The sequence below is a fragment of the Agrobacterium bohemicum genome (assembly GCF_001562555.1).
Classification (GTDB): Bacteria; Pseudomonadota; Alphaproteobacteria; order Rhizobiales; family Rhizobiaceae; genus Agrobacterium; species Agrobacterium bohemicum.
Genome location: NZ_KQ961024.1, coordinates 169,988 through 185,409, shown reverse-complemented (window position 1 = coordinate 185,409; position 15,422 = coordinate 169,988). Strand labels below are relative to the sequence as shown.

Sequence of the window (15,422 nt, the reverse complement as noted above, 5' to 3'; positions counted from 1 at the left end):
CTATCCATGAAAAACTATAGTTAACAAACCTTAATAAAGCGCGTCGGCGCGTAGCCAGTTCGGTCATTCTACAATAGTTTTCATTTTCAAACACGACAAAACAGATGTGCTGATTCTATCGTACGTCACAGGCAGTTACGGAGAATATCTTGATAAATGGGGGCGGATTGCTTGAAAAAGCATGTGAAGGCGTTCAAGCGCTGGATTTGCCCGCCTGCATTAAAGATAGTCAATTGCGCTATGTCTGCGTTAATTCAGCCTACGCACTTTTTGTCGGCCGCCCGATCGCCTCTTTCCAGAACAAGACAACACATGAATTGCTTGGCATAACCGAAGATAACGAGCGGCAGGATAAGGAACGCCGTTCGCTCGTTTTTGCGACGGAAGAAGTGATATTGTGCAAAGGTCACAACGAAAGCCATGCGGTAAAATGCGAACGGTTCGAAACCGAAGATGGGGCTTTGTTCCTGTTCGAGATTTTCGAAACAACGCCTTCTGTCGCGACGGATATTGAGGCCGATGGAAACGAGACACTGATCGGCAAAAATGTGCTTGATCTTCTCGATGTGGCTGTTGCGGTTTATGACCCCGAAGACAGGCTGATTTACTCCAACAAGCGGTTCGAGACGTTATACTCTGACCTCAACCTTGATTGGCAGGCCGGGCTTGAACTGAAGACAATCGCCGCGGCTTTCCATGACATCGTCGTCAAGGTCAGAAGCCCTGACGCGTCTGACAAAGAGGCCTGGCTGGAAGCGAAGCTCGCTGAAGCCCGCGAGCCATACTCCGAATTCACCGAGGAGATGAGCGACGGACGTTTCATACGCTTCATCAACAAGCGTCTCGAAAACGGTATGCTGGTTGCGCTTCGAATCGACGTCAGCGAAGCCAAAGCACGAGAAATTCTGCTGGAGAAGCACACGCGCGAAAACTGGCTTTTCCGGGAAGCGCTGGAGCGTGTGCCGGTTGCCGTTTTCATGCTGGATAGCGAACGTCGCCTTACCTATGCGAACGCTTCCTATGAAACATTGTGGCGCGAGCCCCGTGGGAAATATTACGGCCTGACGGAGTCGCAGATTTTCGTTCACGAGGGTGAGCGCTTCCGAAAGGAAAATGATCACGTTCTCCAGACCGGCGAGGAACTGCAGAAAACCGAAGAAATCCTGCTGAACGACGGCACATCCGTGCCGACAATCATCAGGGTGGGCCGCATGATAAGCCCAGACGATGAACCCTATCTAGTCGGCTCCGTAACCGACACCACGCCGCTGATGGAGCAAAAGCAGGCACTGCTTGCTGCCCGCGATGAAGCTGAGAAGCTTCACGCTGAGGTTCAGTCGATTCTCGATTCACTTCCCGTTGGCGTCATGTTGCTGGGATCGGACCTGACGATCGAGTACGCAAACACGTGTTTTTATGACCTTTGGGAAGTCGAAGAGCAAATCGATCTCGTTGGTCAGCCCTATAAGCGTTATATGCAAATGGGCTACGAAAGCGGAAAATATGATTTCGGCGATATCAGCTTTGAGGATGCTTGCCGTGACCGCATCAACCGCCTGAACCTGATCGATGGTCATACGTCGCGGGAAGTCGAAAGCAAGGCCGGCAAGTTCACGATCCTCTCAAAACAGCGGATAGCCGGAAACAAAATCCTTATCACGTTTTCCGACAGCACCGCCGTGCGCGCCCGCGACAAGGAAATCAGTGCCGCCCGCCAGGAATTGCAGCGTGTTGGTAAGTATTTGCAGGATGCGACACGCGTCATGGCCCAGGGATTGGCTCTGATTCAAAACGGCGAGATCATCATGTCGAACGATGCGATGGCACGCATGTTCGATGTCCCGCCAGAGCTGGTCGCCGCTGGTAAAAGCTGGCTGCCATTCTTTGCCTATTGCGCAGACCGAGGCGACTTTGGCGATGCCGAAAGCGCCGAAGCAACGCGTTTGGAATGGATGCATAATGTTGCGGCTGGCAAACCCTTTTCATCGCTCAAGCAAGTGGACGCGAAGCGCTGGCTCAATGTGGAGGCGACCATCAGTGCCAGCGAATACTGGCTTGTCATCGTAACCGACGTCACCGAGATGAAGCAGCGTGAAGCAGAGCTTGAGGGCCTGCTGGCGCGCGCCAAAGCTGCCGACATGGCCAAGTCCGAATTTCTGGCCAATATGAGCCATGAGATCAGAACGCCGATGAACGGCGTCCTCGGCATGGCGGAATTGCTGGCCAAATCCAAGCTCGACACCCGGCAGCGAACATTTACTGATGTCATCGTGAAATCCGGCAATGCGCTGCTGACGATCATCAACGACATCCTCGACTTCTCGAAGATCGACGCAGGTCAGATGACGCTGCGCAGCACGACCTTCGACGCGGCGGAAGCCGTCGAGGATGTTGCATCGCTTCTATCGTCGCAGGCGATGGAAAAAAATATCGAACTCATCGTCAGCATTGATCCATCATTCCATCATCTGGTGAGCGGTGACGCAGGACGCTTCCGGCAGATAGCGACGAACCTCATCGGAAACGCCATCAAGTTCACGGAAACCGGCCACGTCCTGATCGAGCTTGTAGCCGAGAGCGTTGACGACAGCGAACTCATCATGAACCTGCGCGTCCAGGACACCGGTATCGGCATTGCGCAACATCAGTTGAACCGCATTTTCGAAAAATTCAATCAGGCAGATACCTCCTCGACACGCCGCCATGAAGGCACCGGCCTCGGTCTTGCAATCACGGTGGCACTTGTCGGGCTTTTCGGTGGAAAAGTGGATGTGGAAAGCGTGGTGGGGCAAGGCTCGACCTTTACCGTAACCTTGCCATTGCGCATCGTGGGAAATCGATCCGAGCAAAACGCCGGCCCTATCGATACCAAAAAAGTCAGCGTCCTCGTGATCGATGACAACGCGGTGAACCGACAGATACTGACCGAACAACTGACAAGTTGGGGTGTCGATGGCTACGCAGCCGCCAGCGGCCCGGCGGGTCTGGCTATTCTCGAAGAGGCCGCAGCAATCGGCTTCGATATCGATGCGGTCATTCTGGATTGTCACATGCCGGATATGGATGGGGTGCAGGTGGCGCGCACCATAAGAGGCGATCCTAGGCTTTGCGATACCGCAATCGTCTTCCTGACATCGATGGATTCGGTTCACCGCGAGCCCGAAATCCAGTTTGATGCACATCTTATGAAGCCCGTGCGTGCCAGACTTTTGCGCAAAACATTGACGGATGTCGTCCGCACACGGCGCGCTGAGCGTGCGTTGCAGGATCAACTCGGCGGTAGAGATGGATCGGAGTCGCCTGCGCCGGTGAGGAAAAGCAGCGATACCGGCCATCGCCCAAACGCTGGTGAACAAGGACACCGAGACGAGACCCGGGCAACCGAGGTACGACCAAACACAGGATCACTGGATGTCCTGATTGCCGAGGACAATGACGTCAACCAGATCGTCTTCACGCAGATTCTCCAGCAAACCAATCTTGATTTCCGTATTGTCAGCAATGGAAAAAAGGCGGTTGAAGCGTGGAGAATCGATAGACCTTCCATTATTTTGATGGATGTTTCCATGCCTGTCATGAACGGTCATCAGGCAACTCAGGCTATTCGTGCAGAAGAACAAAATATGCCGAATGGGACGCGGGTTCCGATCATCGGCGTTACCGCTAACGCACAAGACAGCGATCGTGATCTGTGTCTTTCGGTGGGGATGGATGATTATCTGTCAAAGCCCATCAGTCCCGAACTTCTTCAGGCAAAAATCGAAAAATGGCTGATGAGACAACCGCAAATGACCGCGGATTCGAAGTCGAATTAAAAACGCCGCCTGAGAATATCCCACGCGGCGCTCAAAATCTCAGACTTGCCAGCGATTAACGGCGCTGCCCATCCGCGGAGAAGGCACCTGGGCCAGCCACGACCAGGTAAAGAAAGATGAAGCAGAAAAGAATGGCCGCATCGCCGCCGTTCAAAACTGGAAAGAAGCTTTTCGGTGCGTGTGCCGTGAAGTAGGCAACGGCCATCAGACCCGACAGAAGGAATGCAACAGGACGGGTGAAAAGTCCGACGAGGATGAGAAGTCCGCCGACCAGTTCGAGAAGCCCGGCGATCAGCAACATTGTAGGAAGAGAACCTTCCATCTGCGACGCCGGGAAACCGAACAGTTTCTGCGTGCCGTGCTCGATGAACAAGAGCGCCGCGATGATCCGCAGCGCAGCCAAACCGTAAGGCTGGTATCGCGATAGTTTTTCAAAAAATGCCATTTTATTTTGTCCTTATAAAGCAGGTTCGACCTAACGATCTTCAAAACCTAACTGGGAAATACAACTATTCGAGATACACTTTTCCCGACCAAAAACAACAGCCTACCCATCGATTCACAACGCGTACAAACGATCGTGATCAGCTTTTTGGAAGCGTGGAATTTCGCCTTGTCATCTCATGCGAATATGACGCGTAAGCGACAGCAGGACGGCACAAATCAGAACACAATAGACCCCCATGACCATGATCTGGGACGTGAAGGCCACGCCGGAATCGATGAGCATTCCGCCAAGGCCGGGACCGAGCGCAGACGCAAAGACCATGGTGGCGACGATGACGGCGCGGATCGCGCCCAGATACTTCACACCGTAGACTTCCGGCCATAGACTTCCGAAAAGCGTGAGCGAAAAGCCGTCGGAAATTCCGTATAAAACCATAAAGACGAAAACCACCCACGGCGCATCCACAGCTCCCAGCAGCAGACAACCGACCCCGAAAGGCAACAGGTAGAATGGAAGCAATCGAAGCGCCGAAAACCGATCGACCAGATAGCCGGAAAGCAAAGAATTCGATACGGCGACCACCGCATAGATCAGGAAAGCCGATGCAAAAGTTTCGAGCGGCCATCCCTTCGATTGCGACAAATGCACCTGATGGAAAAAGATCGTGTTGCTGATAAAGGCTGGCGGCAGCATTCCAAGCATCAGAAGATAGAAATACGGATCACGTAGCACCTCGCCGCGCATCCAGTTGCGGGAAACCTGAGCAGTTGGCAAGACCGGAACAGGCGCGGTCACGCGCTCGACTTTCAGCAGCGCCAGTAGAACGGGAAACAATATCAAGATGATAAACGCAGCAACTATAACCCAGAGATTACGCCATCCGAATGCTGCCATGCCAGCGACGGCAAGCAGGGGCAATAGGGCTTGTCCGGCGTTCACCCCCAGTGCCGAGATCGACACGGCCCTTCCCCGTTCCGCTGAGAACCAGCGCCCGATAGTGGTGTAGGCAATGTGCACCATCATGCCCTGGCCGAAAAGACGTAGCAAAAACAGGCTTACCGCCAGCACCACGATGGATGAGGAGTAGGCAAGCCCGATTGCCCCTGACGCCAGTGCGAGAACGGCCAGGGCAACAATGGAACGAACCGCTTTGACATCCAGAATTTTACCAAGCCATACAAGGCTGAAGGCGGATGCGAGCGTTACGGCCATATAGACAAGCCCAAACTGGCCGTCGCTGAGATCAAGCTCGCGGCGTATTTCACCACCGGATAGCGAAATGAAAAAGGTCTGGCCGAAAGAGGACGCAAAAAGCATCGCGAAACCGGCGCCCAGCCAGCGAATGTTGTCGCGCAAGAATGAAAGCAAAATCGACCCTGACTTATGGAGAAGCCCTGTTGTTCAGGCGATCATGCGGGCCTGCGGCTGCGCGATCGGATTGAACGGCTCAAATGTTATGTTAGCGCCGACGATTGTCGCCACCGAGTTCGCTGGGATTATTTCCCATTTTTCAGCACCGGTACCAAAGGGTTCTGACGCAATCGCTATCCCCTGCCCCACATTTCGCCAGTAAAGCGTTGGCGGGCGTGCATCGCTGGACCAGCGAAAGGCGTGCAACTTTTCTCCATCAGCATGGATAGCACTGAACCGAATAGGTTGGTCGATTCCGGAATTGACGACGATATCCAGGCATTCCTGCAAGGTTTTTCTAAGAGCACCGACCGGATCGCGGTCTAGACCATAGCCGGCAGCAATCAGAAAAATGGCTTCGCTGTCACCATTTCCTGCGCGCGAACAATAAACCTCATCCGGAATATACGCTTCGATGGCGCGCTTGACCTTTTCATATCCGCCAATTTGACCGTTGTGCATGAAAAGGTGGCGGCCGAAGCCAAAAGGATGACAGTTTGCCATAGACACGCCACCGGTCGTGGCCGAGCGGACATGGGCCAGAAACATGCTGGAGCGCAGTTGGTGGCACAGCGACGTCAGGTTCCGATCAGACCAAGCAGGAAGAATACCGCGATAGATACCGGGTTCGCCTCTTTCCCCGTACCAGCCTATGCCGCAGCCATCGCCATTGACCACAGTCTTCGCCTCACGCGCCGCCATCGACTGACTGATGAGCGAGCTTTCCGGCTCGATCAGAAGACTGTCAAGCCAGACGGGAACGCCGGAATAGGCAAGAAAACGACACATGCGGTACCGCCATGGTTGAGATTGTGATCCGGTGCAAAGAGCGCCGGATCACGGCGTTAATAAGGTGCTCAGGCCTGCAAAACAACCACCCGCGAGCTAACAGGCACTCGCTGATAGAGGTCGATGATGTCGTGGTTCAGCATGCGGATACAGCCGCTGGACATGGCATGGCCGATAGACTGCGGCTGGTTGGTGCCGTGCAGACGGAACATGGTATCGCCGCCATCGCGGTACAGGTACAAAGCGCGTGCCCCGAGCGGATTGTTTGGACCACCCGGCATACCGCCCGCATATTTGCGGTTACGATCCGGCTCGCGGCGGATCATGTTCGGGGTTGGCGTCCAACTGGGCCACTCGGCCTTGCGGCCGATATAGGCGTTACCCCTGAGCGCTAATCCCTGACGGCCAACGCCCACGCCGTACCGCATGGCGCGACCATTGCCCATGATGTAATACAGACGGCGAGCGGGGGTATCAACGACGACAGTTCCGGCCGGATATGTCGTCTGATACGCGACTTCCTGGCGACGCAGTTCTGGATCGATCTTGTCCAGAGGCATCGCCTTTAGCGGAAACTTCTCATCTGGAATGGCTGCGTAATTCTGTTTTTGCTGAACGAAATTGGTGCTGGCGCAACCTGCAAGAAGAAGCGGTAATCCAAACAGGACTCCACGGCGCGAAATAGACATATTACCCCCGGTCGATTCATATCTCTGTTACCAAGGAGTATAATTTTATGGTTAACAAACCTCTAATTGCGATTGTGACAATTAACCAAGTATAGGCGCGGGCACCGAAAGCACCGGCGGATTGGCGGCGAAAGAATGGTCAAAAATTAGGCAGAGAATTCGCTGTTAGTCTCTGTAAATCGGCACTGCGCCGAGTGTGACCGAGGAACCCTTTGCCACTGCGCCGCATTTTACGTCACAAAAGGCGAAACTGCTTATTTTTTGCATATTTAGCAAAGCTGCAGGTGGCAAAAAATCTCGGTCTAGACAGCGCATGGTTCTTGCATTGCTGTCGTCGTTGTATTCAAATGGGCAAAAATGGGGAACATAAAGTTGGCATTTGACGAAATGATTGATGCGGACTCCACTCCGCGAAGCCCATATAAAACGTATAATGACTGGTACAGCCGCCAGGACAGATCGCATCTGATCCAGAAGTCCCGGGACGCTGAAAACATCTTTCGAAAAACCGGCATAACCTTTGCCGTATACGGTCACGCCGACAGTGCCGAAAAGCTGATCCCCTTCGACATCATTCCTCGCATCATCTCTGCCAAAGAGTGGCGCAAACTGGCGCTAGGGATCGAGCAACGGGTTCTTGCGCTGAACGCCTTTTTGGATGACATCTACCACAAGCAGGAAATCATTCGGGCCGGACGCATTCCCCGTGAACTGATCGAGCGCAACGAAGCGTTTCTGCCTGAGATGATCGGCTTCAAACCACCGGGTGGCGTTTACACGCACATTGTCGGCACAGACATCGTTCGCACGGGTGAAGACCAGTTCTACGTACTCGAGGACAATGCCCGCACACCGTCCGGTGTCAGCTACATGCTGGAAAATCGCGAAACGATGATGCAGATGTTTCCTGAGCTGTTTCATGAAAACAAAGTACGGCGGGTCGAAGACTACCCGTATCAGCTGCGTCAATCACTCTCATCACTCGCTCCTCCGGGCTGCAAGGGCAAGCCGCGCGTTGCGGTTCTCACCCCAGGCATTCACAACTCAGCCTATTACGAGCACTCTTTCCTCGCCGATATGATGGGCGTCGAACTGGTGGAAGGCTCCGACCTGCGTGTCATGGACGGCAAGGTGAAGATGCGCACGACGCGCGGATACGAGGCCATCGACGTGCTCTATCGCCGCGTGGATGACGATTTTCTCGACCCCCTCACCTTCCGCCCGGATTCGGCACTGGGCGTCCCCGGTATCATGGATGTCTACCGCGCTGGCAACATCACCATCGCCAACGCGCCGGGCACCGGCATATCCGATGACAAGGCGATCTATTCCTACATGCCTGAAATCGTAGAGTTTTATACGGGCCGCAAGCCGCTACTTGAGAACGTGCCAACATGGCGCTGCTCCGAGCCTGACAGCTTAAAATACGTTCTGGACAATCTGGCAGATCTCGTTGTCAAGGAAGTTCACGGCTCTGGCGGCTACGGAATGCTGGTCGGGCCAACGGCATCCAAGAAAGAGCGGGCGCTGTTTGCAGATAAGCTTCGCTCCCGCCCTTCCAACTACATCGCTCAGCCCACGCTTTCACTTTCCACAGTGCCTATCATGGTGAAAAACGGGATCGCGCCGCGCCACGTCGACCTTCGTCCCTATGTTCTGGTTTCGGACAAGGTGAAGATCATCCCCGGCGGGCTGACACGCGTTGCGCTCAAGCAGGGATCACTCGTCGTGAATTCCAGCCAGGGCGGCGGCACCAAGGATACGTGGGTACTGGAGGACTAAGCCATGCTGGGAAGAACGGCGAACGGACTCTATTGGATGTTCCGCTACATCGAGCGCGCGGAAAATATCGCAAGGCTGGTTGATGCGGGTATGCGTGTCTCATTGACCAGAAGTGGCGGTGGCGACGAGGACTGGGACGGCGTGCTGCAAAGCGCAGGCGCCCACGAGGAATTTCTTGAGCACCATGAAAAGGTAACCTCGGCGGATGCCATCGACTATATGCTTCGAGATAAATCCAACCCATCCAGCGTCATGTCCTGTATTGAATACGGCAGGAACAATGCCCGCATGGTGCGAACCGCGTTGACGCGCGAAACCTGGGAAGCAACCAACGAGTTCTGGATCGAATTGAAAAACCTGCTTGGCCGCAAGGTCAAGGCTGCGGAACTGCCGCAGATCATTGATGTCATCAAACATCGCGCCGGCCTCGTACGCGGCGCGTTTCATGGCTCGATGTTACGCAACGATCTCTATAACTTCTCGCGCATCGGTACCTTCATCGAGCGCGCTGACAACACGGCACGGATTCTGGATGTGAAATACTACGTGTTGCTGCCAGCGGCGGCGCAGGTGGGGTCGTCCCTGGACAATGCGCAGTGGGAATCCATACTGCGCTCCGTCTCAGCGCATCGTTCCTATGGTTGGGTCTATGATGCAGAGTATAAACCTGCCAATATTGCCGACTTTCTTATCTTGAATGGAAGAATGCCGCGTTCTCTTGCCTATTGCTACGAAAAGATCGTCAGCAACCTCGGACACCTTTCCGAGGACTACGGCGAGAGGCACAAGGCTCACGATACGGCGGACGCAATCAAGGCGACGTTGCAGAAAACAACGATAAACCGCGTAATGGACCAGGGCCTGCACGAGTTCCTAGAGCTTTTCGTCAACAGGAACGCGCAGTTGGGACAGGAAATTACCGATGGCTACCGCTTCTATCAATGACGAGCGGGCGGAATACGGGGACATGGCATGCGTTTAAAGATCAATCATACGACCGAATATCTCTATGACGAGCCGGTCCCCTACTCGCTGCAACGTCTGCGGCTGACGCCTGCGAGCGGACCGACACAAACGGTGAAGGAATGGGACGTCACAGTTGATGGGGCAAAGCTGGAAGTGCGATATGACGACCACTTTGGCAACCGCGTTGAACTGGTGGAAACAGAAGGTCCTCGCAGCGCGGTAAAAGTCGTTGCGCGTGGTGAAGTTGAAACGATCGACAAGGCCGGCGTGTTCGGCCCCCATATTGGCAACGCGCCATTGTGGCTTTTCATGCGTGAAACCCCGCTGACCAAGTCGGGTAAACTCATTCGGGAACTCACACGACAATCGACGGGTGACACGCCGTTGGAGCGTCTGCACGAGTTGATGGCACTCATCCACCTCGAAGTGGAATACGAAACCGGATCGACCGGCACGGAAACCACCGCCGAAGAGGCGCTGGAGTCCGGGAAAGGCGTTTGCCAGGACCACACCCACATTTTCATCTCCGCTGCCCGGAATATGGGGCTACCGGCACGCTATGTTTCCGGATACCTGATGATGGAAGACGTAGCAGAGCAGATCGCCACCCATGCATGGGCAGAAGCACATGTTCCGGGCCTCGGCTGGGTAGGTTTTGATGCCGCCAACAAGCTCTGCCCTGACGAACGCTACGTTCGCATCGCCAGTGGCCTCAGCTACCGTGATTGCGCTCCGGTTTCCGGCATGCGAGTGGGGCTCTCAGGGGAAAGCCTGACTGTATCGGTCACAGTGCAACAATCTCAAAGCCAAGATCAATCGCAGAGCTGACATTAGGCTTAGAAGTGGGCTCCGTCATCGGCACCCGACATCGGCCTCGCCGTATGTTAGGAAGCGCTCATTTATGAGCGCCTCTTTTTATTGTCGAGGCGCATGGATTTATTATTTAAAATTCCCTCTACGTGCCATTATTCTTAAAATATACTGAATTCAAAACTCGGAACACGATAAAAACGGCCCGGTCACCCTTGAAAACCACAACCAGAAATAATTTTTATTTGACACCTCGGCCCTTAAACGCTCAAGACCCAAAAAAAGTCACCATCTAAGCGATAAGGCCAAATTTCTATTTCATACCCAACTAAAAGATCGCAATACTATTCATATACAGGTCTATTGATTTGGTATCCGTTCAGAATGACGCAAACTCTATCGCCTTTTAAGAATATTCTGCGATTTTAGACTCGAAGTTAACTTCACCAAGACATAAGTCTGGTCGACTCGTTAACTAATATTTTACACATTTCGAATGATAGTGGCGTCGGTCATATGAGGTGTTCGTGAACGCACTATTTTTGGTGCGAGCAGGTATGTCGAAAGTCCTGCTTAAAAAGCGGCACTCCAATGTCCGATGGCGTAGGGATCAGAACACGATCAGAGTTCTGTACGCATGATGCCCTTCCGATGCGCCGGCTCACACGAGCCATGTTCTGCTTAATATTGCTATTGTCCCGAACGGACACTTACTCGATCGACGCTCGTGTCGACCGATTGAGACACTGTGCCAATTCGCGCAAAAGCGCATCCGGGGTATCGGATGCGGCCCTGTGGCTGCGCGGCGCGAAAACGGCTTGGTGTGTGGCGCTTTGGCCAGTTATCAACGGGGGCACGTGTCCATGACTTCAATTATCGCTTCACTTTCTATCAAGCAGATTTCCTCTCTAACAACCACGACCATCGCAAGCTTGAAATCCGATGACGTCGCAGCTTTGACCAGCAAGCAGGTCGCCGCTCTGTCATCGGCACAGATCGGAGCTTTCAGCACCGATACGATTTCCTCATTCACAAGCTCTTCGATCTCCGCCATTTCTGCAAAAGCAATCGTTGGTCTGACCGTCGATCAGCTTGGCGCCATCGGTTCGGAACAGGTTTCCGTCCTTTCTACTGGCCAGATCGTTTCCATGTACTCCAGCCAGTTGGGCGCGCTCTCTTCCGAGAACATCGCTGCCCTCACAGGTACGCAGGTTGCAGTTTTGACAGCTGCCCAGATATCGACCCTCGATGCAGATGAGCTCAACAGCTTCACAACCGGTGAAATCGCAGCTCTCAACGTCAAGGCATTGTCTGGCCTGACAACAACGGCCCTCGCTGGCCTCAGCACTGACAACCTCATTGCCCTCACAAGCACGCAGATCGCAACACTGTCGACTGCTCAGATCGCTGCTGTCACATCTGAACAGCTCGGCGCACTGACGACAACTCAGCTCGGCGCGCTAACAGCAAAGCAGATCGCAGCTGTAACAACTGACGCACTCTCCGGTCTCCAGTCCACACAGGTTGGCTCGCTCAACGTCAAGCAGCTTGCTGCTATGACCACCACACAGCTTCAGTCCTTCAATTCCGATAACATCGCCGCTCTCACAGACACGCAGGTTGCTGCACTCAGCTCTGCTCAGGTCGCGACACTGGATGCAGATGAACTCAACAGCTTCTCCACCAGTGAAATTGCATCGCTGAACGTCAAGGCACTCGCTGGCCTGTCAACAACGGCACTGGCCGGCCTCAGCACCGACAACCTGATTGCCCTCACAAGCACACAGATCGCAACGCTGTCGACCGCACAGATCGCTTCCGTCACATCGGAACAGCTCGGCGCGCTCACATCAGCGCAGATCGGCGCTCTGACAGTAAAACAGATCGCGGCTGTAACAACAGACGCACTTTCCGGCCTCCAGTCCACTCAGGTTGGCTCGCTGAATGCCAAGCAGCTTGCTGCTATGACCACCACACAGCTTCAGTCCTTCAATTCCGACAACATTGCAGCCCTGACAGACACACAGGTTGCTGCACTGAGCTCTGCTCAGGTTGCGACACTGGATGCAGATGAACTCAACAGCTTCACAACTGGCGAAATCGCATCGCTCAATGTCAAGGCACTCGCTGGCCTGACAACCACAGCACTGGCTGGCCTCAGCACCGACAACCTCGTTGCTTTCACAAGCACGCAGGTTGCAACGCTGTCGACTGCCCAGATCGCTTCCGTCACATCTGAGCAGCTCGGCGCGCTCACATCAGCTCAGATCGGTGCCCTCACAGCAAAGCAGATTGTCGCTGTGACAACCGACGCTCTTGCTGGCCTCCAGTCTACTCAGGTTGGCTCGCTGAATGCCAAGCAGCTCGCGGCTCTCACCACCACGCAGCTCCAGGCCTTCAATTCCGATAACATCGCCGCTCTCACAGATACGCAAGTCGCTGCACTCAGCTCTGCTCAGGTTGCGACACTGGATGCAGATGAACTCAACAGCTTCTCCACCAGTGAAATTGCATCGCTGAACGTCAAGGCACTCGCTGGCCTGACGACAACGGCACTGGCCGGCCTTAGCACCGACAACCTCGTTGCCTTCACAAGCACACAGGTTGCGACGCTGTCGACTGCCCAGATCGCTTCCGTCACATCGGAACAGCTTGGCGCACTCACATCCGCTCAGATCGGCGCGCTCACAGCAAAGCAGATTGTCGCTGTGACAACCGACGCTCTTGCTGGCTTGCAGTCTGCTCAGGTTGGTTCACTCAGCGCCACGCAGCTCGTTGCTCTTACATCGTCCCAGCTACAGGCCTTTAACTCCGACAACATTGCAGCCCTCAGCAATGCTCAGGTTGCAGCGCTGAGCTCTGCACAGGTCGCGACGCTTGATGCAGATGAACTCAACAGCTTCACAACTGGCGAAATCGCATCGCTCAACGTCAAGGCGCTCGCTGGCCTGACAACCACGGCACTGGCTGGCCTCAGCACGGATAATCTCGTAGCCCTGAGCACGACCCAGATTGCGACGTTGTCGACAAATCAGATCGCATCCGTCACGTCGGAACAGCTTGGTTCACTGACGACTGACCTGATCGCCGCGCTGACTGCCAAACAGGTTGCGGCCCTTACCACGGACATGCTGGCTGGACTTCAGAGCGCGCAGGTCGCTGCACTCAGCAACAATCAGCTGAAGGCACTGACAACTGCACAGTTGGCAGCATTCAGCTCCGACAATGTGGCAGCTCTGACCAGCACACAGGTTGGCACTTTGAGCTCGGCGCAGATCGCCACGCTCGATGCGGATGAACTGAACAGCTTCACCACCGATGAAATTGCGGCGCTGAACGTTGTTGCTCTCTCAGGCCTTACCACATCTGCTCTTGCAGGTTTGAGCACCGATAATGTTATAGCACTTACCAGCGGACAGATTGCAAAGCTGGGTACTGCCCAGGTTGCTTCGATGACATCCGAGCAGGTTGGCGTGCTGACCAGCAGCCAAATTGGTGGACTGTCCGCACTACAGGTCAAGGCGCTGACAACCGACGCTATCTCCGGTTTGCAGAGCTCGCAGGTTTCTGGACTGTCCTCCGTTCAGCTGACTGCGCTCACAGCATCACAGCTTCAGGCCTTCAATTCCGACAACATCGCGGCTTTGACCAGCACGCAGGTCGCTACACTGAGCTCCGCTCAGGTCGCTACACTGGATGCGGACGAACTCAATAGCTTCACCACCGATGAAATTGCGGCGCTGAACGTAAAGGCACTCGCTGGCCTGACGACAACGGCACTGGCCACCCTCAGCACTGACAACCTCGTTGCCTTCACAAGCACGCAGGTCGCAGCGCTGACGACTGCCCAGATCGCATCGGTCACATCGGAGCAGCTGGGCGCACTGACAACAGGTCAGGTCGCTGCATTGACGGCCGCTCAAATCGGAGCGCTGACGACCGACATGTTGGCCGGCCTTCAGAGCACACAGGTCGCTGCTCTCAGCAACAACCAGCTGAAGGCGCTGACAACCACACAGTTGGCAGCGTTCAGCTCCGACAATGTGGCAGCTCTGACCAGCACACAGGTTGGCGCTTTGAGCTCGGCACAGGTTGCCACGCTCGATGCGGATGAACTGAACAGCTTCACCACCGATGAAATTGCTGCTCTGAACGTTGTTGCTCTCTCAGGCCTCACCACATCTGCTCTTGCAGGGCTGAGCACTGACAACGTTATTGCACTGACCAGCGGACAGATTGCCAAGCTCGGCACTGCCCAGGTTGCTTCCATGACATCCGAGCAGGTTGGCGTGCTGACCAGCAGCCAAATTGGTGGACTGTCCACACTACAGGTCAAGGCGCTGACAACGGACGCTATCTCCGGCTTGCAGAGCACGCAGGTTGCAACCCTCAGCGCGGCGCAGGTTTCTGCACTCAGCGCTGGTCAGTTGGCAACCTTCAACTCCGACAACATTGCAGCCCTGACAGACGCCCAGGTTGCAGTGCTGACATCCGCTCAGGTGGCAACACTCGACGGTGATGAACTGAACAGCTTCACGTCCAGCGAAATCGCTGCACTGACCGTCACGTCGCTCACCGGCCTGACAACAGATGCGATTTCCGGCCTTACAAGCACCTCGCTGCAGAGCCTGACCTCCACTCAGGTTCAGTCTCTCAACAATGATCAGGTCAACGCGATCATTGCAGCCTACCAGAACGCATAACGTAACTAGT

The 15,422-nt window shown here is 54.6% G+C and carries 9 protein-coding genes; 5 read left to right on the top strand and 4 right to left on the bottom strand.

The features are described 5' to 3' along the window. The first annotated feature begins 167 nt into the window (after nt 1-167). Entirely contained in the window at nt 168-3,815 is a 3,648-nt protein-coding gene (locus ATO67_RS04075) for a response regulator (RefSeq protein ID WP_245303828.1), read from the top strand. A 55-nt stretch (nt 3,816-3,870) separates the two neighbouring features. Here the strand turns inward: ATO67_RS04075 and ATO67_RS04070 are convergent, their stop codons facing one another. The 4 genes from ATO67_RS04070 to ATO67_RS04055 all read right to left on the bottom strand — a co-directional run bounded on the left by ATO67_RS04070 (nt 3,871) and on the right by ATO67_RS04055 (nt 7,151). Beyond that, the gene (locus tag ATO67_RS04070) at nt 3,871-4,260 is read right to left on the bottom strand and encodes a DoxX family protein (RefSeq protein ID WP_067644741.1); all 390 of its coding nucleotides are present in this window, start codon (nt 4,258-4,260) and stop codon (nt 3,871-3,873) included. A 171-nt stretch (nt 4,261-4,431) separates the two neighbouring features. Next, nucleotides 4,432-5,631: an MFS transporter gene (locus ATO67_RS04065; protein WP_245303826.1), complete on the bottom strand. Its 1,200-nt coding sequence runs from the start codon at nt 5,629-5,631 to the stop codon at nt 4,432-4,434. Nucleotides 5,632-5,664: 33 nt separating this feature from the next. Further along, the gene (locus ATO67_RS04060; protein WP_067644737.1) at nt 5,665-6,462 is read right to left on the bottom strand and encodes a class II glutamine amidotransferase; all 798 of its coding nucleotides are present in this window, start codon (nt 6,460-6,462) and stop codon (nt 5,665-5,667) included. A 68-nt stretch (nt 6,463-6,530) separates the two neighbouring features. Further along, the gene (locus ATO67_RS04055) at nt 6,531-7,151 is read right to left on the bottom strand and encodes a L,D-transpeptidase (RefSeq protein ID WP_067644734.1); all 621 of its coding nucleotides are present in this window, start codon (nt 7,149-7,151) and stop codon (nt 6,531-6,533) included. 372 nt (nt 7,152-7,523) lie between these two features. Here ATO67_RS04055 and ATO67_RS04050 point away from each other — a divergent pair, with 372 nt between their 5' ends. From ATO67_RS04050 to ATO67_RS04035, 4 genes are all read left to right on the top strand, one after another. Further along, on the top strand, nt 7,524-8,933 hold the full coding sequence (locus ATO67_RS04050; RefSeq protein ID WP_067645584.1) for a circularly permuted type 2 ATP-grasp protein: 1,410 nt from the start codon (nt 7,524-7,526) through the stop codon (nt 8,931-8,933). Between the two features lie 3 nt (nt 8,934-8,936). Then, complete coding sequence (locus ATO67_RS04045; protein WP_067644731.1) at nt 8,937-9,878, top strand: alpha-E domain-containing protein; 942 nt, start codon at nt 8,937-8,939, stop codon at nt 9,876-9,878. A gap of 27 nt (nt 9,879-9,905) precedes the next feature. Next, nucleotides 9,906-10,727 carry a transglutaminase family protein gene (locus ATO67_RS04040; RefSeq protein WP_067644728.1) on the top strand — a complete coding sequence of 274 codons (822 nt, stop codon included), beginning with the start codon at nt 9,906-9,908 and terminating at the stop codon, nt 10,725-10,727. Between the two features lie 845 nt (nt 10,728-11,572). Next, the gene (locus tag ATO67_RS04035; protein ID WP_067644725.1) at nt 11,573-15,412 is read left to right on the top strand and encodes a beta strand repeat-containing protein; all 3,840 of its coding nucleotides are present in this window, start codon (nt 11,573-11,575) and stop codon (nt 15,410-15,412) included. Nucleotides 15,413-15,422 lie beyond the last annotated feature (10 nt).

What these genes read in the sequence shown, in the direction of transcription:
- ATO67_RS04070 (WP_067644741.1), bottom strand. Translation starts at nt 4,260, where the DNA reads ATGGCATTTTTTGAAAAACTATCGCGATACCAGCCTTACGGTTTGGCT.
- ATO67_RS04055 (WP_067644734.1), bottom strand. Translation starts at nt 7,151, where the DNA reads ATGTCTATTTCGCGCCGTGGAGTCCTGTTTGGATTACCGCTTCTTCTT.
- ATO67_RS04045 (WP_067644731.1), top strand. Translation starts at nt 8,937, where the DNA reads ATGCTGGGAAGAACGGCGAACGGACTCTATTGGATGTTCCGCTACATC.
- ATO67_RS04060 (WP_067644737.1), bottom strand. Translation starts at nt 6,462, where the DNA reads ATGTGTCGTTTTCTTGCCTATTCCGGCGTTCCCGTCTGGCTTGACAGT.
- ATO67_RS04035 (WP_067644725.1), top strand. Translation starts at nt 11,573, where the DNA reads ATGACTTCAATTATCGCTTCACTTTCTATCAAGCAGATTTCCTCTCTA.
- ATO67_RS04040 (WP_067644728.1), top strand. Translation starts at nt 9,906, where the DNA reads ATGCGTTTAAAGATCAATCATACGACCGAATATCTCTATGACGAGCCG.